22 protein-coding genes are annotated in these 24,256 nt (G+C 66.8%); 8 read left to right on the forward strand and 14 right to left on the reverse strand.

What is annotated here, in order from left to right:
• The first annotated feature begins 195 nt into the window (after positions 1-195).
• The 3 genes from J2X19_RS22510 (at position 196) to J2X19_RS22520 (ending at position 4,019) form a co-directional block, all read left to right on the forward strand.
• Complete coding sequence (locus J2X19_RS22510; protein WP_310376648.1) at positions 196-1,233, forward strand: serine/threonine protein kinase; 1,038 nt, start codon at positions 196-198, stop codon at positions 1,231-1,233.
• Positions 1,230-1,382: a hypothetical protein gene (locus J2X19_RS22515; RefSeq protein ID WP_310376649.1), complete on the forward strand. Its 153-nt coding sequence runs from the start codon at positions 1,230-1,232 to the stop codon at positions 1,380-1,382. The genes J2X19_RS22510 and J2X19_RS22515 overlap by 4 nt, the downstream gene beginning before the upstream one ends.
• 93 nt (positions 1,383-1,475) lie before the next feature.
• Complete coding sequence (locus J2X19_RS22520) at positions 1,476-4,019, forward strand: patatin-like phospholipase family protein (RefSeq protein ID WP_310376650.1); 2,544 nt, start codon at positions 1,476-1,478, stop codon at positions 4,017-4,019.
• Between the two features lie 43 nt (positions 4,020-4,062).
• Here the strand turns inward: J2X19_RS22520 and J2X19_RS22525 are convergent, their stop codons facing one another.
• Positions 4,063-5,052, reverse strand: coding sequence for a Stealth CR1 domain-containing protein (locus tag J2X19_RS22525; RefSeq protein WP_116606696.1), 990 nt, complete (start codon positions 5,050-5,052; stop codon positions 4,063-4,065).
• Positions 5,053-5,215: 163 nt separating this feature from the next.
• On the opposite strand from J2X19_RS22525, the gene J2X19_RS22530 reads away from it, so the two are divergent.
• Complete coding sequence (locus J2X19_RS22530) at positions 5,216-7,648, forward strand: HDOD domain-containing protein (RefSeq protein ID WP_310376652.1); 2,433 nt, start codon at positions 5,216-5,218, stop codon at positions 7,646-7,648.
• Between the two features lie 24 nt (positions 7,649-7,672).
• Here J2X19_RS22530 and J2X19_RS22535 read toward each other — a convergent pair whose 3' ends face one another.
• A complete protein-coding gene (locus tag J2X19_RS22535) occupies positions 7,673-8,455 on the reverse strand; it encodes an alpha/beta fold hydrolase (RefSeq protein ID WP_310376654.1) in 783 nt (260 codons plus the stop codon).
• Positions 8,452-9,483, reverse strand: coding sequence for a M14 family zinc carboxypeptidase (locus tag J2X19_RS22540; RefSeq protein ID WP_310376656.1), 1,032 nt, complete (start codon positions 9,481-9,483; stop codon positions 8,452-8,454). Before J2X19_RS22540 ends, J2X19_RS22535 begins: the two co-directional genes overlap by 4 nt.
• Before the next feature lie 133 nt (positions 9,484-9,616).
• Between J2X19_RS22540 and J2X19_RS22545 the strand changes: the two genes are divergently transcribed.
• A complete protein-coding gene (locus J2X19_RS22545; protein ID WP_310376658.1) occupies positions 9,617-9,739 on the forward strand; it encodes a hypothetical protein in 123 nt (40 codons plus the stop codon).
• 320 nt (positions 9,740-10,059) lie between these two features.
• Positions 10,060-11,067, forward strand: a complete 1,008-nt coding sequence (locus tag J2X19_RS22550; RefSeq protein WP_310376660.1) for a dienelactone hydrolase family protein — start codon at positions 10,060-10,062, stop codon at positions 11,065-11,067.
• 15 nt (positions 11,068-11,082) lie between these two features.
• Here the strand turns inward: J2X19_RS22550 and J2X19_RS22555 are convergent, their stop codons facing one another.
• From J2X19_RS22555 to htpG, 5 genes are all read right to left on the reverse strand, one after another.
• A complete protein-coding gene (locus tag J2X19_RS22555) occupies positions 11,083-11,484 on the reverse strand; it encodes a GFA family protein (RefSeq protein ID WP_310376662.1) in 402 nt (133 codons plus the stop codon).
• A 36-nt stretch (positions 11,485-11,520) separates the two neighbouring features.
• Positions 11,521-11,847, reverse strand: a complete 327-nt coding sequence (locus J2X19_RS22560) for a hypothetical protein (protein WP_405048725.1) — start codon at positions 11,845-11,847, stop codon at positions 11,521-11,523.
• Position 11,848: 1 nt separating this feature from the next.
• On the reverse strand, positions 11,849-12,253 hold the full coding sequence (locus J2X19_RS22565) for a DUF3224 domain-containing protein (RefSeq protein WP_310376664.1): 405 nt from the start codon (positions 12,251-12,253) through the stop codon (positions 11,849-11,851).
• A 58-nt stretch (positions 12,254-12,311) separates the two neighbouring features.
• Positions 12,312-12,770: an SRPBCC family protein gene (locus J2X19_RS22570; protein ID WP_310376666.1), complete on the reverse strand. Its 459-nt coding sequence runs from the start codon at positions 12,768-12,770 to the stop codon at positions 12,312-12,314.
• A gap of 307 nt (positions 12,771-13,077) precedes the next feature.
• A complete protein-coding gene (htpG, locus tag J2X19_RS22575) occupies positions 13,078-15,060 on the reverse strand; it encodes a molecular chaperone HtpG (RefSeq protein ID WP_310376668.1) in 1,983 nt (660 codons plus the stop codon).
• Positions 15,061-15,320: 260 nt separating this feature from the next.
• Between htpG and aqpZ the strand changes: the two genes are divergently transcribed.
• Positions 15,321-16,034 carry an aquaporin Z gene (gene aqpZ, locus J2X19_RS22580; RefSeq protein WP_310376670.1) on the forward strand — a complete coding sequence of 238 codons (714 nt, stop codon included), beginning with the start codon at positions 15,321-15,323 and terminating at the stop codon, positions 16,032-16,034.
• A 39-nt stretch (positions 16,035-16,073) separates the two neighbouring features.
• Here aqpZ and J2X19_RS22585 read toward each other — a convergent pair whose 3' ends face one another.
• A complete protein-coding gene (locus J2X19_RS22585; RefSeq protein ID WP_116606678.1) occupies positions 16,074-16,439 on the reverse strand; it encodes a winged helix-turn-helix transcriptional regulator in 366 nt (121 codons plus the stop codon).
• 157 nt (positions 16,440-16,596) lie between these two features.
• On the opposite strand from J2X19_RS22585, the gene J2X19_RS22590 reads away from it, so the two are divergent.
• Positions 16,597-17,106, forward strand: a complete 510-nt coding sequence (locus J2X19_RS22590; RefSeq protein ID WP_310376675.1) for a nuclear transport factor 2 family protein — start codon at positions 16,597-16,599, stop codon at positions 17,104-17,106.
• Between the two features lie 51 nt (positions 17,107-17,157).
• Here J2X19_RS22590 and J2X19_RS22595 read toward each other — a convergent pair whose 3' ends face one another.
• The 5 genes from J2X19_RS22595 to kdpB all read right to left on the reverse strand — a co-directional run bounded on the left by J2X19_RS22595 (position 17,158) and on the right by kdpB (position 24,226).
• Positions 17,158-18,048 carry a pseudouridine synthase gene (locus J2X19_RS22595; RefSeq protein ID WP_310376677.1) on the reverse strand — a complete coding sequence of 297 codons (891 nt, stop codon included), beginning with the start codon at positions 18,046-18,048 and terminating at the stop codon, positions 17,158-17,160.
• A 68-nt stretch (positions 18,049-18,116) separates the two neighbouring features.
• A complete protein-coding gene (kdpE, locus tag J2X19_RS22600) occupies positions 18,117-18,812 on the reverse strand; it encodes a two-component system response regulator KdpE (RefSeq protein ID WP_116606676.1) in 696 nt (231 codons plus the stop codon).
• Positions 18,809-21,556, reverse strand: a complete 2,748-nt coding sequence (locus tag J2X19_RS22605; protein WP_310376679.1) for a DUF4118 domain-containing protein — start codon at positions 21,554-21,556, stop codon at positions 18,809-18,811. The genes kdpE and J2X19_RS22605 overlap by 4 nt, the downstream gene beginning before the upstream one ends.
• 9 nt (positions 21,557-21,565) lie before the next feature.
• Positions 21,566-22,141: a potassium-transporting ATPase subunit KdpC gene (gene kdpC / locus J2X19_RS22610; protein WP_310376681.1), complete on the reverse strand. Its 576-nt coding sequence runs from the start codon at positions 22,139-22,141 to the stop codon at positions 21,566-21,568.
• A gap of 12 nt (positions 22,142-22,153) precedes the next feature.
• Complete coding sequence (gene kdpB, locus J2X19_RS22615) at positions 22,154-24,226, reverse strand: potassium-transporting ATPase subunit KdpB (RefSeq protein WP_116606673.1); 2,073 nt, start codon at positions 24,224-24,226, stop codon at positions 22,154-22,156.
• Between the last annotated feature and the right edge of the window lie 30 nt (positions 24,227-24,256).

The following is a 24,256-nucleotide window of genomic DNA, read 5'->3' on the forward strand; positions in this document are numbered from 1 at the left end:
CCAGGCTTGCCCACTGCGTGTGGCAGCGCCAACCCCCTTGCAGGGGGCGAACCCGACGGCCCGGCAAAGCCGGTTCCGTGGGTTCCTGCGAAGGGACTGGCTGCGCTCGCCTAAAACCAGTGCTGTTACCGTTTGAAAGGCCCGCGCCATAACCATGGCGCGGGCCTTGTGCTTTGGAGCGGTGACAATCAAAGCATGTCCACCCCTACTGTTTCCTCCAACGCTGCCCATCCCTACGAGACGCTCACACCCGACGTGGTGATGGACGCACTGGCCAGCGTCGACCTGTTTGGCGACGGCCGGCTGATGGCGCTGAGCTCGTACGAGAACCGGGTCTACCAGGTGCACCTGGAAGACGGCAGCGCCGTGGTGGCCAAGTTCTACCGGCCCGGCCGCTGGAGCGAGGCGCAGATTCTGGAAGAGCACAGCTTTGCCGCCGAGCTGATGGCCGCCGAGATCCCCGCCGTCGGCCCGCTGGTGCTGGACGGCCGCACCCTGCACCCGTTTGCCGGCTTCCAGTTCAGCGTCAGCCCGCGCCGCGGCGGCCGCCCGCCCGAGCTGGACGACTTCGAGGTGCTCGAATGGATAGGCCGCTTCCTGGCGCGCATCCACACCGTGGGCGCCAAAAAGGCCTTTGTGCACCGCCCGGCGCTGGACCTGGAAAGCTTCGGCATCCATTCGCGTGACTGGCTGCTGAAGCACGAAATGGTGCCGCTGGACGTGCAGGGCGCCTGGACCAAGGCCTGCGGCGATGCTCTTGATTTAATAGCTGCCAGCGCACTTCCCAGCAGCGCTGCAAGCCTAAAAGACTCTCAAACCAAAACCCTCAGGCTGCACGGCGACTGCCACCCCGGCAACATCCTCTGGACGCCCACCGACGGCCCGAACGGCGGCCCGCACTTCGTCGACCTGGACGATGCCCGCACCGGCCCGGCGGTGCAAGACCTGTGGATGCTGCTCAGCGGCGACCGGGCCCAGCGCACCGGCCAGCTCAGCGGCCTGGTCGACGGCTACGAGCAGTTCCGCAGCTTCGACCGCCGCGAGCTGGCGCTGATCGAGCCGCTGCGCACCCTGCGCCTGGTCCACTACAGCGCCTGGCTCGCCCGGCGCTGGAGCGACCCGACCTTCCCCATCAACTTCCCCTGGTTCGGCAGCAGCGACTACTGGGTCGGCCAGGTGAACATGCTCACCGAGCAGATCGAAGCCATGCAGGAAGAGCCGCTCTACGTATGAATGCAGTGCCGACCCGCACCGGCATCGCCTGGCCGCCGACCTGGAGCGAGGCCTTGCTGCTGGGCGAATACCTGTCCTACCGCGTCGGCGCCTACCTGCTGCTCAACGTCGTGGAAGACCCGGCCTGGCTGGCCTGGGCGTTCTGCTGAAGCCCTATTCACATCCTCTGATGAGGGGATGCGCGGGCCGGGAAGTATGTGTACAACCGGGCCTTCCTGAAACACCCACCGCAAGGAGTCCGCATGCCCTACCAACGTTCTTCGGCCCCAGACTGGCTGGCGCTAGAGCAGCACCGGGTGGCGGCACGGCGCAGCGCACTGGGCAGCGGGCTGACGAAAACCGTGGACGGCCAGGCGCAGCCGCTGCTCACCGGCCTGGCGCTGTCGGGCGGTGGCATACGCAGCGCCACACTGTCGCTGGGTACGCTGCAAGCGCTGGCCCGCGGCCATGCGCTGGACCAGTTCGACTACCTCTCCACCGTATCCGGCGGCGGTTATACCGGCAGCTTTCTGTGCAGCCTGTTCATCCCGGAAAAAGTCCGCCAGGGCAACGCCGCCGCGCCGTCTGACGCCGAGCTGCAGCAGGCCGCGCGCACGGCCCAGGAGAAGCTGCAGGCCACCGAGCAGCGCAGCAACGCCCACGCCTCGCCGGCCAGCAAGCCGATCAGCTGGCTGCGCAACAGCGGCCGCTACCTGGCGCCCAACGGCGGCGGTGATGTGTGGTTTGGTTTCACCACCTGGCTGCGCAATCTGCTGGCAGTGCACTATGTGCTGGGCGTCACCCTGGTCTGCGCGCTGGCCTTGCTGGGGCTGCTGAACCAGGGCATGAAGGCTTATCTGCCATTCGCGGTACCGGCCTCCTTGTCTGCGGGTGCGCTCTATGGTCTGCTGGCGCAAGGGATTGCGGCGGTTGCGGTGTTGCCGCTCGGGGTGGCCTACTGGCTCACCGAGATGCCCAAGGGCAAACAAGGCGGGTGGCTGTCCGGTGTGTGCACCTTCACCGCCTTGCTTGGCTTGCTGCTAGGGCCGGTGCTCTGGCTGGCCGCAAACTGTCTGGGCCGGCTGGCCACAGCCGACTGGCAGATTTCGGCGATGCGCGTACTGGCCGGGGTGCTGCTGCTCGCCAGCGCCTGGTATCTGGCGACCTGGAGCTGGACCTGGTCGGAAGACCGCCAAGGCCGGCCCGCCGCCTGGATGCAGGTCACACGCACCCGCCTGACCCGCTATCTGTCGCGGGCTCTCGGCGCCACCGCAGCGCTGTTGGTCTTGAGCCTGGTGCTGGCAGCGTGCGAATGGCTGTTGCAAAAGCTGAGCAGCGTGCATGGCGTGGTGGGCGGCAGCGTGCTCACTGCACTGCTCGGCCTGTGGAAACTGCTGCCCAGCAGCAAAAGCCTGCCGCTGAACAAACCGCTGGCCCTGCAATGGCTGCCCCTGCTGGGCGCCGTACTGCTGGGTACGCTGCTGGTGCTGGGCTGGGGCACGGTTGCAGCCTGGTTGATCGGTACCAGCACGCCACTGCCGGCGCTGCTGGTCTTGCTGCTACTGGCCTGGATCACCGGCGAATGCTTCCAGTTCCTGAACCTCTCGACCATCCAGAACCTGTACACCGCGCGCATCGTGCGGGCCTACCTGGGTGCCACCAATATCGCCCGCGACAAGGCCGAGCACCAAGACATGACCGAGCCGCACGCCACCGACGACATGGCGCTGGACCAGTACCACGGCCGCTGCGACAGCGCAGGGTCGGTCCAGCTGCATTCGCTGGCGCCGCTGCACCTGATCAACGTCACCATCAACGAAACCGTGGCCTCGCAGGGCTCGCTGGTGAACCAAGACCGCAAAGGCCTGTCGCTGGCGGTGACGCCCGATGGCTTCATGGTGGACGGCGCGTTCTCCGCACGCCCGCGCGACCCGCAGCAAAAGCACCCGTTTTTTGAAAAACTCTCGATCGGCCGCTGGATCGGCATCTCGGGCGCCGCCTTCACCCCCGGCCTGGGCCGCGGCACCCGGCCCGAGCTGGCCATGCTGATGGTGCTGGCCAATGTGCGGCTGGGCTACTGGTGGCAGGTGAAACTGACGCCCAAAAGCAAGCGCACCCGGGCCCGCACCGGCCACACCGCCCGGCGCTGGCCGTTTGCGACCCAGCTGCATTTGCTGCGCGAGATGCGCGGCAACTTCTTCGGCACGAATGACAGCCACTGGTATCTGTCCGACGGTGGCCATTTCGAGAACACCGGGGTCTACGAACTGCTGCGCCGGCGCCTGGATTTCATCCTGGCGCTGGACAACGGGGCCGACGCCAGCTACCAGTTCGAAGACGTGGCCAATCTGATGCGCCTGGCCGCGGTGGACATGGGCGCGCAATTCACCCCGATTCCGCCAGAGACCGTGGCACAGCGACTGCAAGGTACGCCCCAGGCCGATCTGGCCAGCTTGCTCGGCAACCCCACCGGCTTTCCCCGCGACGAGGGCAAGGGCCAGCATTTCCTGTTGGCCTACCAGGTCAGCCTGCCGGCCACGGACGCATTCGCGGCCCACACCACCGTGCTGCTGTGGGTCAAGCCGCGGGTCACTGAAAAGGCCAGTCTGGACCTACGCCAATACCAGGCTACCCACACGCCGTTTCCCCAGGAGCCGACGGCCGACCAGTTCTTTGACGACCAGCAGTGGGAAAGCTACCGCCAGCTCGGCCAGCATGCGGGCCAGACCCTGCTAGAAGGCGGCGTGGGCCTGCCCGGGCTGGTGCAGGCCTTGGGCAAGAGCGCCACACCACCGCTATTTATTTAATAGCTGCTGGTGCACACAGTATCTGCGCCGGAAGCCTAAAACCCTATACACATTCGAAACGGGAGGGGTGCGGAAACATCTGCTGCAGCGCCTCGCGGACCCGGGCCAGGCGCGGGTCGTGCGGGTGGGCGTCGTCGGTGGTGTCGTTGATGCAAAAGCAATCCACCTGGCCGCGCGCCGCCACCAGGCGGTCCAGCTGGGCCATGCCGTCGGCCTCGCCGGTGGACACATACAGGTGCGAATAGTCGCGCAGCTGGGCCAGGCCGTGCGCCAGCGCCCAGCGCAGCACGAAGTCGGACACGATGGCCGGCTTGTCCCAGCAGCGGAACACGGTGGAGCGCACCCGGGCGAACATCTCCGGCGCCCGCGCCTCCAGCGCCAGCAGCAGCGACTTGCGCAGCGGCCGGGGCGCATGCGCAAAAGTGCGGAAGGTCGGCTGGTAGCCGGCCGGCAGCGCGGGCTGGCCGCGCAGCCACTGCTGCGACAAACGGCAGGCGTTCTCCAGCGCGGTGGCGTCGGGCCGCAGCGGCTCGTCGCTAACCAGCGGGTCGTCGGACCAGGCGACGAACACGCCGTCGCGGCTGAACCAGTGGGCCAGGTCCACCGGCGCGCCAAAGAACACATCGTCGTTCAAATAGAAATAGCGCTCCGACAGGCCCGGAATCCGGTGGATGTAGGACTCGATATGGCCGGAGTCGAAGACCGGCAGCGCCGCGCCGGGGATCAGCGCGCGGTGGTCCACCACCGTCAGCCCGGCCACCTGGCCCAGCCAGGCCGGGGTCTGGCCGTCGGTCACCAGGTAGATGTGGCCGTGGCCGGGGAAGAACTGCTCCAGTGCGCGCAGGCTGTAGCGCAGCTCGTCGTTGTCGCGGAAGCGCCCCTCCACATTGCCGTAGGCGGCCATGGCGTGGCGGTGCGCGGGGCTCAGCTGCTCCACCGCCCGCTGCCGCTTGGCCCGCCAGGCGGGGTCGTTGCCGTTGACCCACAGGTACACGATATCGATGGCGGAGGCGTTGCAGTCTTCGGATTCCATGTACGCAGTCAAACAAGAGGAGTGGCTAAACGGGGCCGGTGATATTAGCGGGCTTTGCCCGGCCCCGCGCAGCAGGGGATACACCGTCTACCAGCGGCCAAATGTGGGTGCATACTGCGCGGGGAGACGACTTTTTACCGCGCCCTTTTCTGATATTTACCCCATGGCTGATGTTCCACCGCTCTCTCCACAAGCTACTCCGGCGCCCCGTCCCGCAACAGCCCCCAGCCCCGCCAACTGGGGCCGCTTCAGCCTGCAACGCATACTCGGCCAGGGCGAACACTCGGTCACCTGGCTGGCGCTAGACCCGCGCCTGGGCCCGGCGCCGGGGCGCGAAGTGGCGCTCAAGCTGCCCGTGATCCACAAAGCCGCCGACGCCGCCGTCATCACCCGCTGGGTGCAGCACGCGCGCCGCGTCAGCCACCTGGTCCATGCCCATGTGGTGCCGGTGCTGGAAGCCGATGTGCTGGAGCAGCAGCCCTACCTGGTCTACGGCTACCTGCCCGGGCAGACCCTGGCCAGCGTGCTGGCCCAGCGCGGCGCCCTCCCCGCAGCCGAGGCCGTGGCCCTGGCGCTGGATGTGCTGGACGCGCTGGCCGCCGCCCATGCGGCCGGCATGCTGCACCGCAACCTCAAGGCCTCGAACGTGCTGGTCGACGCCACCGGCCGGGCCCAGCTGCTGGACTTCGGCACCGCCACCCTGGTCGATGGCGCGCCCGCCTGGCTGTCGCCCGAGGCTGCGCAGGGCGACATCACCACGCCGCAAAGCGATGTGTTCGCCGTCGGCCTGCTGCTGGCCGAGATGCTGGCCGGCAAGCCGCTGCTGGACGCCGGCGACCCGGACCGCGCCAAATACCGGCTGGCCCACGAGCAGCTGGCCCCGGCGGCCGACCTGGGCCCGGACGTGAATACCAGCCTGCGCGCCATCGTCGCCCGGGCCCTGGCCTACGACCCCGGCCAGCGCCCGCCCGGTGCCACCGCGCTGCGCGACGCGCTGCTCGCCTGGTCCGAGGCCACGGCCCGCGGCGACAGCGGCGAAACGTCCGACGATGTGCCGGGCAAGAAGACGCTGGACGCACTGCTGGCCCGCATGCGGCACAAGAGCGACTTCCCCGCCATGTCGGATTCGGTGGCCCGCATCCAGGGCATGGCCAATTCCGAAACCGAGAGCATCAGCAGCGTCACCAACGAAATTTTGAAAGACGTGGCGCTGACCAACAAGCTGCTGCGCCTGGTCAACAGCGCGCACTTTGCAGCCCGCGGCGGCAGCATCAATACCGTGTCGCGGGCGGTCAGCCTGGTCGGCTTCAACGGCATCCGCAACATGGCGCTGAGCCTGGTGCTGCTGGAGCACATGGGCGACAAGGCCCATGCGAATGTGCTGAAGGACGAGTTCCTGCGCTCGCTGATGGCCGGCTCGATCGCGGTCGAGCTGTGCGCCGTGCAGCGCGAAAGCGAAGAAGCCTTCATCGGCGCGATGTTCCAGAACCTGGGCCGGCTGCTGGCCGAGTTCTACTTCCCCAACGAGGCGCGCACGGTGCGCGGCCTGATGGCCTCCACCCATAAACCGATAGCCGAGGCGGCGGCCGCGGCCAGCGTGCTGGGCGTGGGCTACGAGGCGCTGGGTGTGGAGATCGCCAAGAGCTGGGGCCTGCCCGAGGGCATACAGCGCAGCATGCGCAAGCCCCGGGGCGAGCCGCCGCTGCACCCGCCGGTGGTGGTCGAGGAGCGCACCCGCTGGATCGCCATGGCCGCCAACGAGATCGCCGACATCCTGCTGCGCAGCCCCACGGCCGAGGCGCCGCTGCGGCTGGCCCAGGTGGCCGGCCACTATTCGCGCAGCCTGGGTGTCAGCCCGGCAGAGGTACGCATCGCCACCGTGGCGGCGCGCAAGAAGCTGATCGAGATGGCCGCCGCCATGGAGATCCGGGTGGTGGCCGGCTCGGGGGCGGCCCAGCTGCTGCAAGCCCCCGAAGAAGCCCCGGACCCGGTGGCCGAGCTGCCCGATGCGCTGGCGCCGCTGGCCCTGCAGGCCACGCCGCCGGCCGACGGCAGCGCGCCGGCCACGCCGGTGCACAGCGTGGCCGACATCCTGACCGAGGGCATACAAGACATCACCCATGCGATGGTGGAAGACTTCAAGCTCGGCGACGTGCTGCGCATGATCCTGGAAACCATGTTCCGCGCCATGCACTGCCAGCGCATCATCTTCTGCATGCGCGACCCCAAGACCGAGACCCTGACCGGCCGCTTCGGCCTGGGCGAAGGCGTGGAGGGGGTGGTCAAGCCGTTCCAGGTGGCGCTCAAGCCCAGCGGCGCGCCCGATTTGTTCAGCGCGGTCTGCCTGAAGGGCGCCGACACCATGATCGCCGACGCCACCGAGGCCCGCATCACCGAGCGCCTGCCGGCCTGGTACCGGCAGCAGATCCACGCCCCCACCTTTTTGCTGCTGCCGCTGGTGATCCAGAACAAGCCGGTTGGCCTGATCTACGCCGACACCGCCACCAAGGGCGGCCTGGGGCTGGACGAGAAAGAGCTAGCCCTGCTGCGCACCCTGCGCAACCAGGCGGTGATGGCGTTCAAACAAAATAGCTGAGCGCTTGCCGGCGCGAAGTGCTATTTATTTAATAGCTTTTCGCGCAATACCTGCCTGCGCCAGAGCCTGTTTTTCCCATGCATCTATCTGGGCAACCACCCAGGCGCCAGCGTCCAGCGGCAGGTCGTGCCCTGCCGTGGGGTGCACCTGCAGCGCGCACTGCCAGTGCCGGGCCAGGGCGCGCGAACAGGCGACCGACACCAGCCGGTCCTGCGCGCTGGCCAGCAGCAAGGTGGGTACGGACGGCGGATGCGCCGGCGCTTGGTAGCGGGCCGCAGCCAGCAGCTGGCGCACGGCATTCGCGCGGCCCACCGGGTGCTGGGCGCGCAGCGCCAGCCACTGCGGCAGCACGGAGTCGTGCGTACCGTTGCTGGTGATGCGCAGAATGCTGCGCTCCCACAATTCGGGTGAGCCGCCCCACAGCGCCAGCCGTAATAGCAGCGCGTAGTTCTGCGGCCGCAGCCGCTGGTAGAACGGGCTGAAGGGCCGCAAGCTGGTGTTCAGCAGCACCTGGGCCACCACCTCCTGCGGATACGCCGCCGCCCAGGCCACGGCCACCATCGCCCCCAGCGACATGGCGAGGATGTGGACCGGCCCGACGATCTGCCGGCGCGCCAGCTCGGCCCGGCAGTGCACGACCATCGCGTCCACATCGGCCGGGCTGCGCTGCCGGTGCAGACTGCCGTTGCCCGGCAGGTCCAGCGCGACCACCTGGCGGCCTGGCTGTGCCGCCTGGAACTGCGCCACAAAGCCGCCCCAGTGGCCGCTCTCGCGGGTCAGGCCGCGCAGCAAGATCCAGGTACTCATTTGGGGCCGTACCAGTCGTGCCGGGCCTGGGCGTGGTGGTAGGTGCGCATCTCTTCGGGCGGCAGCCACAGCCTATGCCCGTGCGCGGCGCGGGCCAGGAAGTCCAGCAGCGACTGGTGCTGGCGCAGCACGCGCTGCTGCCGGTGCGCGATCAGCGGGTTGAAGATGCCGTGGCGCGAGAACAGCTGGCGCGGGTTCTTCTTGACCCACAGCCAGGAGCCCATCTCCAGGGTCAGCGGCAGGAAGATGCGTCCAGGTGGCGCTTGCTGGTACAGGTGGTCCCACAGGTCGCCATGCGCCAGGTACTGCAGGCTTTGTGGCTCGAAGATGTAGCGGTACTGGCTGTGCGACTCCATGAAGATGCGCTTCAGCGCATGCATCTCGGCCAAATGGGCAATCGGCGTACGGGTATGGGCGTAGGGGAACCACAGCCGGTCGCTGACGCCAAAGCCCGAATGGCAGTCGACCGACAGGCTGAAGCTGCGCGACAGCAGCTCGGCCTGCACCACCGCGCAGACGGCCTGGTTTTCGGCCTCCATCGCCGCAGCAAAGCGGCCGCGGTACCAGGGCAGGCGCGCACTCAGGCGCTGGCCGCCGACCAGGAAGGGCACGGCGTCGCGCGCCTCCACCGGCGCATTGCGCATCAGGTCCACACCCTGCGGATTGGCCCGCGTGCCCAGCGCCATGCCGCCGGGATTGATGATGGGCATGAACACCAGGCGCACCGATTCCAGCTGGCGGTGCAAGGCGCTGTCCCAGGCCAGCCTTGTTACCAGGCTGTGCAGGTAGGCGATCACCACGCCGGCGCCAATCCGCTCCAGGCCGTGCACGCCGCCAAAGTAGCCGACGGCCGGCACGTCCAGCGAGGGGTTGCCCAAGGTGATGGCATGCACCGGGTAGCTGCCGCCGCCGGGCAGCTCTACCGTGCAGACGGTGCGCGCCTGCAGGTGCTGCGCGCCGAGGGCGATGGTGCGCTCCAGCGCCGCCAGTTCAGGCAGTTCGGGTGGGGATGCAGGGGCTTGGGGCACAGGCTCGCAGCATAGCCACGCCGGCCGCAGCGCGGGGCCGAATTTTGCAAACTGTGCGGCCATGGCACAGCGACACGCGCCTGTCATATTTCGGCTCTAAGGTGGGCCGCTCACCACTGAGAGGGAGACCCCGATGCTGCTCCGCAAAGCCACCCTGATACGCTTGATGGCCGTGCCCGCCTGCCTGGTCTGGGGCGTGGCCGAGCTCTGGGCCTTGCAACGCGCGCGCTGGCAGCTGCGCCGCTTCGGGCATTGAGCCTGGATACCCAATATGTATGAAGCTTTGGCGCGCCGCCGGCACGGCATGGCGCCCTGAAGACCGTGGGGCTTTGCCCGCAAGATTTGCTTCAAATTAAATAGCAGCTTGCGCAATCGCTATAAGCGCCAGAGGCATATTTCACCTGTATTTTTAGCCTGACGCTGACCGTTCTTCAACACTTGCCTGGCGGGTCATTTGGCTCGGATGTGGCCCATTGGCCCGCGTTGACACGCCCGGGGGTGCTGGTTAAGGTGGGCCGCGCACACCGGTAGGCCAAGCCCGCCGGTTTGGCGATCCAACACAACAAGGAGAATTGCATGGCGTACCCAATCTGGCTTCGGGCCTTGGTTTTGACGTTCTGGACGGGCCTGGCCGCAGGGGCGCACGCCGATGATTGGGAATGCCGAGAGCGCCCCGCACCGCAGGTGACCTTCATCCAGTTCCAGTCGCCGAATCTCGCCGCACCCCAGACCCCGCTGACCATCAAGGGCAAACTCAGCATTCCGGCCCGGGCGAACGCGCGCCGCAACTGTTTCGACTTCGACAACTTTCCGTCCAAAAAGCGCGGCCACGGCGACAACCCCAAGTTACCGGCGGTGTTGATACTGCACGGCTCCAGCGGGGTCGATGCGCGTGGCGACTTCTATGAAGCGGCGCTGAATGCGGCCGGCATCGCCACCCTGCAGATCGACATGTGGGAGGCCCGTGGCGTGGTCGGCGTGGCGAACCGGCCCCAGCTGCCGATCCTGACGGTTCCCGACACCTTCTCGGCGCTGGCCTTTCTCAGCGCCCAAGGCAATATCGACCCGGACCGCATCGGCGTGCTGGGTTTCTCCTGGGGCGGCGTAATGAGCCTGGCCAGTGCCGAGCGCACGTATGCGGGCCAGTTCGGCGGTGGCCGCAAGTTCGCGGCCCACGTGGCCCATTACCCGGTGTGCTACGCCGCCAACAACGCGGCCATCCTGCGCGCTTTCGGCGTGTCGCCGGCGCAGGCCGGCACGCTGTTCCAAAACCTCACGGGCGCCCCGGTACTGATACAGATCGGCAGCAAGGACAGCTATGACAACAGTGCCGCCCCTTGCCGGGCGTTGGCGGCTTCGGTCAACCCGGGCAATGGCGACATCGTGGACGTGGTCGAATACCCGGGCGCCTTCCACGGCTGGGACCGGCTGATGGTGCCGGTCACGGGCGCCGACCCGTTTGCCAACCAGGGCAGCTACTTGCTGGGCACCTCGGCCGTCCCCAGCATCAGCATCGTTCCGGATGTGGCACAGGCCCGCGCATCGCGTGAGCGCGTGGTGCGCTTCTTCCGCGGGAATCTCTGAACGCTGTTCACGGATTCACAGGTGGGCGAAGAACGCTGGGGCGCTGTCCCAGCGGTCGTGCAAGCCGTCGACATAGGTGATGGGCACCTGGGCCAGCTCTTCGTCGGAAACGTCGTCCAGGCACGTCAGGTTCACCCCGACCATCTTTCCTACCGGTGTCTCGTTGCCGACGCCAAAGGCGCGCACACCGCAGTGCTTGCAAAAGAAGTGCTGGTTCTTGCGGGTGTTGAACAGGTACTCCACCAGATCGCCCTCGCCGGCCAGCAGGCGAAAGCCTTCGGACTGGACCACGGCGGCCCAGAAGCGCGTGCGCCGGCAGATCGAACAGTTGCAGCGGTAGCTGCTCTGCGCCAGGTCGATATCGGCCTCGAAGCGGACGGCCCCGCAGTGGCAGCTGCCATGGTAGGTTTTCAGCATCGCTAGTCCTCTTTCAACGCACGACGGAATTCATGGCTAGCGGCGCACCCGCGGTTGATCCGGGTCGTAAACCGTCGTACTGGTACCCACACCGACACCGACCTGCGCACCGCCGACATTGGTGCTGGTGCCCACTCCCACGCCGGTACTCACCTGGCCGCGCTGGTTCACCCCCACGCCAACCCCCACCGGCCCGGCCCCGGCACCCACGCCCAGATGCATACCGCCCGAGCCACCACCGACCCCGATGCTGACACCGGGAAACAGCGGCACGCTAACGCCTACGCCGACCGAGCTGCAGGCAGCCAGCAGCAGAGGAAACGCGAGGCTGAAGATGCGGAGGAATGGCAAAGATCTGCACATATCAGCCCCCACCAGGCAGGCTGTACGCGAACTCGTAGTAGTGCTTGCCATCCACAATGTTGATCTTGAACTCGCCTGTGAGACCTGTCAGCTCACCCGTGCCCGAATCCGGCACGACAAGCACTGACAGCGACGCCTTACCCCTCTCCATGCGCCCGGTGTGCTGCAACACAAAGCTGCCGCTTTTGCCGTGCAAGCTACCCGACACTTTTTCTATGGCAACGTAGCCGGCAGACCCTGGCGTACCCGTCATGGCACTCAGCATTTGCCCCTGGGTACTGGCGCTGAGGTCGCCCGAAATCTGTTTGTCTATAGCCATCCGTCCGAGGGTGGATTCCGCTTCGGCGCCTTCAAAAGTGAGTGGCGACAACTTGACGATAAATGTGCCTTTGGCAACTTGCTCCATGGGGTTCCTTATGCCGACGTAGGCATGGTTGAAGTGGTAGGGATGCACCGGTCCATCGTTACGCCCCGTCCGGGATTTCCGGCTCGACCAGATGGGACAGGGCCGACAAGGATTCCTGCCACCCAAGGTAGCACATCTCTACCGGAATCACCGACGGAATCCCTTCCTGCACGATGCTCAGCTCGGTGCCGCAAAGCACCTGGCGCAAGGCTACCGTAACCTGCATCTCGCCCGGTAGGTTCGGGTCGTCAAACGTATCGGTATAGCGGATCTGCGTGTGCGGCGTGAGCTCGGTGTAGGTGCCGCCGAAGGAATGGCTGCCGCCAGTGCCGAAGTTGGTGAACGACATGCGGAAACTGCCGCCCACCCGCACCTCCGAATGGTGGATCTTGGCCGTGAACCCGCGCGGTGGCATCCACTTGACCCAGGCATCGGGGTCGAGGAAGGCCCGATAGACCCGCTCGGGTGGGGCGCGCAATACGCGGTGCAGGCGGACGGTGTTAGCTTGGTCGGACATGGGTAGGTCTCCTTTGCGAACGAAATAGCGGGCCACCGACGCGTGGTCACGGCTGGTGTTGCCTCAGACCAACGCACTCTGGTCGGCCGCCTGAGTGGGGGCAAATCATCTCTGATTTCTACCACTCGCAAGGATACATTTGGTAAGCCCCAAGACGAACGCTATCCGCCGAGACCTGGATTCCCTATAGAAAAAGCCCCGCCAGTCTCACAACTGCGGGGCTTTTTACATTGCGCCTCTGCTATTTATTCAATAGCTACCAGCGCACCATCCATCTGCGCCAGAGGCACATTTCTTTCAAACCAAATTACACCAGCAACGCATTCACCCGCTTCACGTAAGCCGCAGGATCGGCCGGCAAACCACCCTCCGCCAGCAGCGCCTGGTCGAACAGGATGTGCGCCAGGTCGTTGAAGTGCACCGAGCCTTCGAGCTTCTTCACCAGGGCGTGTTCGGCGTTCACTTCCAGCACCGGCTTGGTCTCGGGGGCGGACTGGCCGGCTTGCTTGAGCATGCGGGCGAGCTGGGTGCTCATGCCGTCGTCTTGCACCACCAGGCAGGCAGGGCTGTCGACCAGGCGGGTGGTGACGCGCACGTCTTCGGCCTTGTCTTTCAGCGCTTCCTTCAGCTTGGCCAGCAGGGGCTTGAAGGTCTCGGCGGCTTCTTCGGCGGCTTTCTTTTCGTCTTCGTCAAGCAGCTTGCCCAGGTCGACCGCGCCCTTGGCAACGGACTGCATTGGTGTGCCGTCGAAGTCGTGCAGGTAGTTCAGCGCCCACTCGTCAACACGGTCGGTCATCAGCAGCACTTCGATGCCCTTCTTCTTGAAGACTTCGAGCTGCGGGCTGTTCTTGGCGGCGGCGGCGTTGTCGGCGGTGATGTAGTAGATGGCTTCCTGGCCTTCTTTCATCCGCGCCTTGTAGTCGGCCAGCGACACGGTGGTGCTGTCGGTGGTGCTGCTGGCAAAGCGCAGCAGCTTGGCCAGGCGGTCACGGTTGGCGAAGTCTTCGCCCAGGCCTTCCTTCAGCACGGCGCCGAATTCGGCGTAGAACTGGGTGTACTTGCCGACCAGGGCCTTGTCTTCATCGCTGACCACGTCGGTCACGCCATCCGCCGAGGTTTCTGGCAAGGCGTTGTGCTTGGCCAGGTCTTCCAGCATGCCCAAGACGCGCTTGGTGCAGCCTTCGCGGATGGCTTTGACGTCGCGGCTTTCCTGCAGCAACTCGCGGCTGACGTTCAGCGGCAGGTCGGCGGAATCGACCACGCCCTTCACAAAGCGCAGGTAGCTGGGCAGCAGGGCTTCGGCGTCGTCCATGATGAAGACGCGCTTCACGTACAGCTTCAGGCCGCCCTTTTTGTCGCGGTTCCACAGGTCTTGCGGGGCCTTGCCGGGCACGTAGAGCAGCTGGGTGTATTCGGTGCTGCCTTCGACGCGGTTGTGGGTGTGGGCCAGCGGGGCTTCGAAGTCGTGGCTGATCTGCTTGTAGAAGTCGTCGTATTGCTCTTGGCTGATGTCCTTCTTGGCGCGGGCCCAGATGGCGCTGGCCTTGTTGACGGCTTCCCATTCGCCGGTGTTGACCATGCCGCCGGGCTGGCGGCCGCCGGCTTCGTCATTCGGGTTGATCAGCTCGCCGTCTTTCCACTCTTCCTTTTCCATCAGGATGGGCAGGCTGATGTGGTCGGAGTACTTGCTGATGATGCTCTTCAGCTTCCAGGTGCTGGCGTATTCCAGCGCGTCGTCGCGCAGGTGCAGGATCACACTGGTGCCGCGCTGTTCGCGGGTGATGTTCTCGACTTCAAACGCATCGCCGCCGCTGGCGCCGCCGTCGCTGGTCCAGCGCACGCCCTCGTTCGCAGGCACGCCGGCGCGGCGCGATTCCACGGTGATGCGGTCGGCCACGATGAAGCCGGAGTAGAAGCCCACGCCGAACTGGCCGATGAGCTGCGAGTCGGCCTTCTGGTCGCCGCTGAGCTTGGACACAAAGTCCTTGGTGCCGCTCTTGGCGATGGTGCCCAGGTTCTCGATAGCTTCCTGCTGGGTCAGGCCGATGCCGTTGTCGGTGATGGTCAGGGTCTTGGCATCCTTGTCGAAGGACACGCGCACTTCGAGGTTCGGCGCGTCTTCGTACAGGCCGCTGTTGCTGATGGCTTCAAACCGCAGCTTGTCGCAGGCGTCCGATGCATTGGACACCAGCTCGCGCATGAAAATTTCTTTGTTCGAATACAGCGCATGCGTGACGAGGTGCAGCAGTTGCGCGACTTCGGCCTGGAATGGCAGGGTTTTCTTGGTCATGTTGGGATGAATGCCTTGGAAATGTCAAAAAACGGAACACCGGCAGCAGCGTGCCGGGCAACCCGTAATTATGGCCGCAGCCGCAAACTTCAAGTCCTGCGGCGAAACCGGCCGGTTTTCATACAGATTGCGGACAAATTTGTCGATGGATTGTTAAAACCATTGCCCTTGTCACCGGCGCTTGCGACCATGGCCGGCTGCAAAAACGCGCGCCGGCCAGCGTCGGCCCACGCACCAACAAACCATCGAGGGATACATACATGGATAGCAATCTGAAAAAGTGGTCGGCCGAGTTCATCGGTACCTTCTGGCTCACCCTGGGCGGCTGCGGCAGCGCAGTGCTGGCGGCCGCCTTTCCCGGCGTCGGCATCGGCCTGCTGGGCGTGTCGCTGGCCTTTGGCCTGACGGTGGTGACCGGCGCCTACGCGCTGGGCCCGATCTCGGGCGGGCATTTCAACCCCGCGGTGTCGATCGGCCTGGCCGTGGGCAAGCGCTTTCCAGCGTCGGGCCTGCTGGGCTACATCGTCGCCCAGGTGCTGGGCGCCTGCGCGGCGGCCGGCGTACTGTACCTGATCGTTTCCGGCAAGGCCGACTTCGACGCCGCCAAGGCCTTCAGCGGCGCCGGCGCCTTTGCCACCAACGGCTATGGCGCGCGCTCGCCGGGCGGCTTCAGCCTGCTATCGGTGCTGGTGTGTGAGGTGGTGATGACGGCCATCTTCCTGGTCGTCATCCTGGGCAGCACCGCCAAGCGCGCGGCCGGTGCCTTTGGCGGACTCAGCATCGGCCTGTGCCTGACCTTGGTCCATCTGATCTCGATCCCGGTGTCCAACACCTCGGTGAACCCGGCGCGCAGCACCGGCCCCGCGCTGTTCGTGCCCGCCGCCATGGGCGATCTGTGGCTGTTCTGGGCCGCGCCCATCGTCGGTGCCATCCTCGGCGCGGTGATTTACAACGCCCTGCTCAGCGACGACTAAACCGGCTCGGACCTGACCCGCGCCTCCATCGGCCCGTGTCTATGGAGCCGCCTTGGCTTTGAGCAGGCGCGGAATATTGCCTTCGATCCAGTCGGTCAGCAGGCGCACCTTCTCGGCGGCCTCGCGCCCCAGCGGGGTGAGGCTGTATTCCACGTGCGGCGGCACGACCTCCAAAGCGATGCGATGCACCAGGCCATCGCCCTCCAGGCACTGGAGCGTCTGGACCAGCATGCGCTCGCTCACGCCATTAACCTTGCGCCGCAGCTCGCCAAAACGCAGCGTGCCCGACTCCAGCGCGATCAGCACCAACACGCCCCAGCGGCTGGTGATGTGCTGCAGCACCTCCCGCGAGGGGCAGGCGGCAACCAGCACGTCGCCCCGCTGGAACTTGGCGGCAATTCCCATGTTTAGCTCCTTGAGAACACAGCCTGGATTGTAGATACGCGCTCTGCGCTAGCACTTACTATTTTGTGTGTACTTGCAGAAAGTAAGTGATATGCCTACATTCAATGCCCACCCGGGAGGCTCGACCGCCCGGTCCCAGAAACCTGAAAGGACTTGAATGAAGACATCCCTACTGGCTGGCATGCTGGCCGCCGCCTGCACGCTACCGGCCCTGGCCCAGGAGGCCGTGCGCAGCGCAGCCAACGCCGACGCACTGTTTACCAGCCCCGACCCCAAGCTGCATGCCAACAAGCAGGTGGCCTACCACATCGTCAAGGACTTGCTGGAAGCCAACCACTGGGAACTGGCCGAGCGCTACATCGACAAGGACTACATCCAGCACAACCCCAACGCCCGCAATGGACGGGATGCCGTGGTGTATTTCTTCACCCAGATACTCAAGGTCCAGCCCACGCCGATTCCAGACAAACTGGGCCTGCCGGTCGCCGAGGTCATGGCCGAGGGCGATCTGGTGACGGTGGTCTACCCCCGCCGGGTGATCGACCCCAAACACCCCAACGGCAGCTACAGCACAGCCTGGTTCGACACATGGCGCATCAAGGATGGCAAGGCTGTCGAGCACTGGGACCCGGCGCTCATGAACGAAGCGCCCAAGCTGTCCAACTGAAGACGCGCCACCGCACAAAAAAAGCCGCGAAACATCGCGGCTTTTTTGTGTTTAAAACTTCTCGTGCGGCGCCAGGTAGCGCCACTGGCCCAGCGGCAGATTGCCCAGCATCACATTGCCGATGCGCACCCGCTTCAGGCCCACCACCTTCAAGCCGACCAGTTCGCACATGCGGCGGATCTGGCGCTTCTTGCCTTCGGTCAGCACAAAGCGCAGCTGTTCGGGGTTTTGCCAGCTCACCTTGGCCGGCTTCAGGGCCTGGCCGTCCAGGCTCAGGCCGTGGCGCAGCTTGGCCAGCATGGCGGGCGGGAACACGGCTTGCACGTTCGACGTGACCGGGTCGTCGTCGTCCATGCGCACCAGCTGGCCGGTGGGCGCGGGCTGGCCCAGGCCGTGGTAGGCCACGCGCACCAGGTATTCCTTCTCCATCACCGAGTCTTCACCGATCAGCTGGCGGGCGATGCGGCCGTCTTGCGTCATCACCAGCAGGCCGATGGAGTCGATGTCGAGCCGGCCGCAGGGCGCCAGGCCGCGCAGCTGATTCGGGTGGAAGAAGAAGCGTGCGTTGTCGTCGACCCAGCGGTTCTGCGGGGTGAACAGGGTCACCGCCGGCTCGTGGCCGTCTTCGGCCTGGGCGCTCACATAGCCCATGGGCTTGTTGATCAGGATGGTGACCTGGGTCGCCTGGTGGCCGCTGGCGGCCTTGTCGATCTGGATGCGGTCGCTGGGCGTGACCTTGACGCCCATCTCGGCCACCGCGCCATTCACCTTGACCCAGCCCTTGGCGATCCACTCGTCGGCCTCGCGGCGCGAGCACATGTTCAGCTCGGCCATGCGCTTGTTCAGCCGCGTGGGTTCGCTGCTGCTGGCGGGGCCGGCGGGCGGGGCAGCGCGGCGGAAAGCCACGGCGGTGGGATTGGGAGGCTTGATGGGGGTGTTCATGTGCGCTATTCAATTCATAGCTGCCTGCGCTGGATTCATCAGCGCCAGAGGCAGATTTTGCCTATATTTTAAGCGAGCAGCCGGTAGCCGACCGCGGTTTCGGTCAGCAGGTGGGCGGGCTGGGTCGGGTCGGCCTCCAGCTTTTGCCGCAGATGGCCCATGTAGATGCGCAGGTAATGGCTTTGCTGGGTGTGCGCCGGTCCCCAGACTTCGCGCAGCAGCTGGCGGTGCGTGAGCACCCGGCCGGCATTGCTGATCAGCACCGCCAGCAGCCGGTACTCGATGGGCGTCAGGTGCACTTCGGCGCCGTCGCGGCGCACCAGCCGGGCCGCGCGGTCGACCTCCACCGCGCCGAAGCGGAACACCGGGTCGGCCTCGACCACGCCATCGGCCGCCGCCGCGCGCGGTCGGCGCAGGTTGGCGCGCACCCGGGCCAGCAGTTCGCCCACGCCGAAGGGCTTGGTCAGGTAGTCGTCGGCGCCGGCGTCGAGTGCGGCGATCTTGTCGGCCTCGTCGCTGCGCGCCGACAGCACGATGATGGGCACGGCCGACCAGCCGCGCACGTCACGTATCACGTCCAGCCCATCGCCATCGGGCAGGCCCAGGTCCAGCACCAGCATGTCGGGCTTGCGCGTGCCGGCCTCGGTCAGGCCCTGCTTGGCGGTGGCCGATTCGAACACCTGCCAGCCCTCGGCCTCCAGCGCGCTGCGCACAAAGCGGCGGATATGGGGTTCGTCTTCGATGAGTACGGCAACAGGGGTCAAGGTATGTCCGGTGCGGGGCGGCGTGGCAGGGTGATGCTGAATTCTGCACCACCGCCCTCGGCCTGCGCGGCAACAATCTGGCCGCGGTGCGCATCGACGATGGCTTTGCAGATCGCCAGGCCCAGGCCGACGCCCGGGGTGGCCGATTCGGCGCTGCCGCGGGTGAATTTGTCGAACAGTTCGGCTTCGCGCCCCAGCATGGCCTTGGGCAGGCCCGGGCCGTGGTCGCGCACGCTGAGCACCAGGCTGGTGGGCGTGGCGTGGGCTTGCAGCACGAGCGGCGGCGCGCCATATTTGGCCGCGTTCTCCAGCAGGTTGACCAGCACGCGCTCCATCAGCACCGCGTCGAATTCAACCAGCGGCAGGTCGGCCGGCACCTCGGTCTGCACCGGCGCTCCGCGCAGCGCCGGGCCGGCGGCGCGGATGGCCGCGCCCACCAGTTCCTCGACCGACTGCCAGTCGCTGCGCAGCGCCACGCCGCCGTTCTGCAGCCGCGCCATGTCCAGCAGATTGGTGACCAGGGCCGACAGCTCGCGCGCCTGCACCACCATGGCCCCGGCCGCATCGGCCTGGGCCGGCGCCAGCGGCGGCTGTGCGGCCTGCAGCGATTCGGCCAGGCCCATCAGCGCAGTCAGCGGGGTGCGCACATCGTGCGAGATGGCGGCCAGCAAGGTGTTGCGCAGGCGCTCGGACTCCATGTGCACCACGGCCTCCTGCGCCACCTCCACGTAGTGCACGCGCTCCAGCGCGATGGCGATCTGCCGGGCCAGGGTTTGCAGCAGCTGCTGCTGTTCGGGGATCAGCAGCCAGCGCGGCTGGCTGGGCTTGAGCGCCAGCACGCCGCGCACCCGCATCGGCGCCTGCAGCGGCACGCAATGCCAGGGATGGGCCGGCAGGGTGGTGGTGGCCAGGCCGGCGCTGTGGCCGCTGCGCAGCACCCATTCGGCAATGCCGGCGTCGAAGTCGTGCGGCAGCATACCGGGCAAGTGCAGGTGGCCTGCGCCGTCCTCCTTGTGGTCGGCCACCAGCACCAGCACCTTGCCGCCTTTGACCGGGTCCCAGGCCTGGCCCTCGACCTGGGTGAACAGGCGCTGCACCGCGGCCTGGCCGATCTCCACCACCTGGCTGCTCAGCAAGGCGCCAGAGAGTTCCCGCGTCAGGTCGAACAAGGCCTGGGTGCGGCGCTCGCGGCTGTCGGCAATCCGCGCGGCAAAGCGCAGGCCGGCGGTCAGCTGGCCGGTCAGCAGGCCGATCGCCAGCATCACCCCAAAGGTCACCAGGTACTGGATGTCGCCCACCGCGAACGAGAAGCGCGGCGATACGAAGAAGAAGTCGAACGCCGCCACGTTCAGTAGCGCCGCCAGCGCCGCCGGGCCACGGCCCCAGCGCAGCGCCACCAGCACCACGGCCAGCAGGAACAACATCACGATATTCGCTTGGTCCAGCCTGTGGGCCAGCGGCGTGGTCAGCAGAGTTACCAGCACCGAGCCCCCCAGCGCGGCCGCATAGGGCAGCCAGCTGCCAGGCTGCAGCACGGCCTCGGCGTCGGGGCGCAGCAGCACCCGCGGCAGCCGGCGGGCGCTGGCGCTGCTGCCCACTTCGACCAGCTCCAGCGTCGGGTCCAGCGTGGCCAACTGGCGCGCCACCGTGGGCTGCAGCGCATGCCAGAACTGCCAGCGCGGCCGCAGGCTGGGCCGTCCCACCACCAGGGTCGCGCAGTTCAGGATCTGGGCCTGGTGCGCCAGTGCCGCGGCAATGTTGCTGCCGGTCAGCACCGCGGTATCGGCGCCCAGGGTTTCGGCCAGCTGCAGCACCGACAGGATGCGGTCCCGCTCGGCGGCGGCCAGGCGCTGCAGCAGCGGGGTTTCCACATAGGCCGCATGCCAGCGTACATTGAGCCGCCCGGCCAGCCGGGCCGCGGTGCGCACCGCATGCTCGGCGCCCTCCTGCGGGCCTATGCAGGCCAGGATGGCACCCGAGGTATTCCACACCGGCGGCATCGCCGTGGTCGAGCCCGACTGCTCGACCCGGTAGCTGCGCACGTCGTCCTCCACATGCTCGGCGGTGCGGCGCAGGGCGATTTCGCGCAGCGCGATCAAATTACCCTTGCGGAAGAAGTTCTGCGTGGCCCGCGCCGCCTGCTGCGGCAGGTAGACCTTGCCGGCCTGCAGCCGGGCCGTGAGCTCGTCGGGCGTGACGTCGACCAGGATGATTTCGTCGGCGCTGTCGAGCACGGTGTCGGGCACGGTCTCGTGCACGCGGATGCCGGTGATCGCGCCCACCGTGCCGTTCAGGCTCTCCAGGTGCTGCACGTTCAGCGCCGACCAGACCTCGATGCCGGCGGCTAGCAGCTCCTGCACGTCCTGCCAGCGCTTGGGGTGGCGCGAACCTTCGACATTGGTATGGGCTAGCTCGTCGACCAGCAGCACGGCCGGCTTGCGGGCCAGGGCCGCGTCCAGGTCGAACTCGGGCAGGCTGCGGCCGCGGTAAGGCAGCTGGCGCGGCGGCAGCTGCTCCAGGCCCTCCAGCAGCGCCGCAGTCTCGGCCCGGCCATGGGTTTCGACCACGCCGACCAGCACTTCGCGGCCGGCCGCATGCGCCTGCTGGGCCGCGCTGAGCATGGCGTAGGTCTTGCCCACACCGGCGCTGGCGCCGAAGTAGATGCGCAGCCGGCCCAGGGCGCGCGCCGCGTCCTGCTCCTGCAGGCGCTGCAGCAAGGTGTCGGGATCGGGGCGGGTCTCCATGCGCGGAGGTTACTGCAAGCCAGCGTCCAAGGCCAAATTGAGCTGCAGCACGTTGACGCGCGGCTCGCCCAGGAAGCCCAACAGCGGTGCTTCCACCTGCTGGTCCACCAGGGCCTGCAGCTTGGCCGCCTCCAGCCCACGGGCCTTGGCCACGCGGGCCACCTGGAAGCGGGCCGCAGCCGGGCTGATGTGCGGGTCCAGCCCGCTGGCGGATGCCGTCACCAGATCTACCGGCACGGGCGCGGTGTTGCCCGGGTCGGCGTCGCGCAAGGCCTGGATGCGGGCCTTCACCGCGTCCACCAGCGCCGGGTTCAGCGGGCCCTGGTTCGAGCCGCCGCTGGCCGTGCCGTTGTAGGGCTGCGGGCCGGTGGCCGAGGGACGGCCCCAAAAGTGCTTGGGGTCGCTGAAGTTCTGGCCGATCAGTTCAGAGCCGACGGGCTTGCCGTCGCGCAGCACCAGGCTGCCCGCAGCTTCCTTGGGAAAAGCCGCCTGGCCAACGCCGGTGACAACCAGCGGATAGACCAAGCCGGTCAGCACGGTCAGTGCGGTGAACAACACCAGGGTGGGACGAAGAATCGCATTCATTTTTTGAACTCCTTAAACCAAATGGGCCGCGACCAGCAGCATGTCGATGGCCTTGATGCCGACGAAGGGCACGACCAGGCCGCCCAGGCCGTAGATCAGCAGGTTGCGACGCAGCAGCGCGGCCGCGCCGACGGGCCGGTAGCGCACGCCCTTCAGCGCCAGCGGCACCAGGAACATGATGATCAGCGCGTTGAAGATCACGGCAGACAAGATGGCCGAGGACGGGCTGCCCAGCCCCATCACGTTCAGCGCCTTCAGCTGCGGGTAGGTGCTGACGAAGATCGCCGGGATGATGGCGAAGTACTTGGCCACGTCGTTGGCAATCGAGAAGGTGGTCAGCGAGCCGCGCGTCATCAGCAGCGCCTTGCCGGTTTCCACGATCTCCAGCAGCTTGGTGGGGTTGGAATCCAGGTCCACCATATTGCCGGCCTCCTTGGCCGCCTGGGTGCCGCTGTTCATGGCCACGGCCACGTCGGCCTGGGCCAGCGCGGGGGCGTCGTTGGTGCCGTCGCCGGTCATGGCCACCAGGCGGCCTTCGCTCTGGTACTGGCGGATCAGGGCCAGCTTTTGCTCCGGCGTGGCCTCGGCCAGGAAGTCATCGACACCGGCTTCAGCGGCAATCGCCGCGGCGGTGAGCTTGTTGTCGCCGGTGATCATCACCGTCTTGATGCCCATGCGGCGCAGCTCGCCAAAGCGCTCCTTGATGCCGGCCTTGACGATGTCTTTCAGCTCGACCACGCCCAGCACTGTGGCGCCGTCGACCACCACCAGCGGCGTGCTGCCGCGGCGCGATACGTCGTCGGCCTGCTTGGCCACCTCGGTGGGCATGCGGCCGTTCTGGGCCTGCACGTACTTGCGGATTGCATCCACCGCGCCCTTGCGCAGCACACGGACCTTGCCATCGGCCGACTGCAGGTCAATACCGCTCATACGGGTCTGCGCGGTGAACGGCACTTCGGTGGTCGTGCCGACCAGCGGCTGCACCGCACCCAGGCGCTGGGCCAGGGCCACGATGCTGCGGCCCTCGGGGGTTTCATCGGCCAGCGAGGCCTGGGCGGCGCAGGCGGCCAGTTGCGCTTCGGTGAGGCCGGGCGCGGGGAAGAAAGCCGAGGCCTGGCGGTTGCCGTGGGTGATGGTGCCGGTCTTGTCCAGCAGCAGCACGTCCACGTCGCCTGCGGCTTCCACCGCGCGGCCCGAGGTGGCGATCACATTCGCCTGCATCATGCGGCTCATGCCGGCCACGCCGACCGCCGACAGCAGGCCGCCGATGGTGGTGGGGATCAGGCAGACCAGCAGCGCGATCAGCGCCGTCATGCTGACGACCGTGCCCGCGCCCGCCGCCTGCACGCTGAAGATGGAGTACGGCAGCAGGGTCACGGTGACCACCAGGAACACGATGGTCAGCGCCACCAGCAGAATCGTCAGCGCGATCTCGTTGGGCGTCTTCTGGCGCTTGGCACCTTCGACCATGCTGATCATGCGGTCCAGGAAGGACTCGCCGGGATTCACGCCTATGCGCACCACCAGCCAGTCGGACAGCACGCGGGTGCCGCCGGTGACGGAGGAAAAATCGCCGCCCGACTCGCGCACCACTGGCGCCGATTCGCCGGTGATGGCGCTTTCGTCCACCGAGGCCACGCCTTCCACGACCTCGCCGTCCAGTGGGATGAAGTCATGCGCTTCGACCAGCACCACGTCGCCCTTGCGCAGGTTCTCGGCCTCCTCGGGTAGCCAGGTCGTGCCGTACTTGGGTTCGCGCAGCTTCTTGGCCATGGTGCTTTTTTTCAGGCCCCGCAAAGACGAAGCCTGGGCTTGCGCACGCCCTTCGGCCAAGGCTTCGGCAAAGTTGGCGAACAAGACGGTGAACCACAGCCACACCGCCACCGACAGCGTGAAGCTGGCCGTGCCATCGCCGCTTTGCAGCGCCAGCCCGCCGAACAGCGTGGTCAGGATGCTGCCGATAAACACGACGAACATCACCGGGTTGCGCCACTGCACACGGGGACTGAGCTTGGTAAAGGCCGCGGCCAGCGCGGGCTTGAGCAAGGCGGGGTCGAGCAACACCAAAGACTTTTGGGTGTTCATACGGATGTCTTTCGAAAATGTAAGCAAAAC

This window comes from Rhodoferax ferrireducens (assembly GCF_031458075.1).
Classification (GTDB): domain Bacteria; phylum Pseudomonadota; class Gammaproteobacteria; order Burkholderiales; family Burkholderiaceae_C; genus Rhodoferax_B; species Rhodoferax_B ferrireducens_A.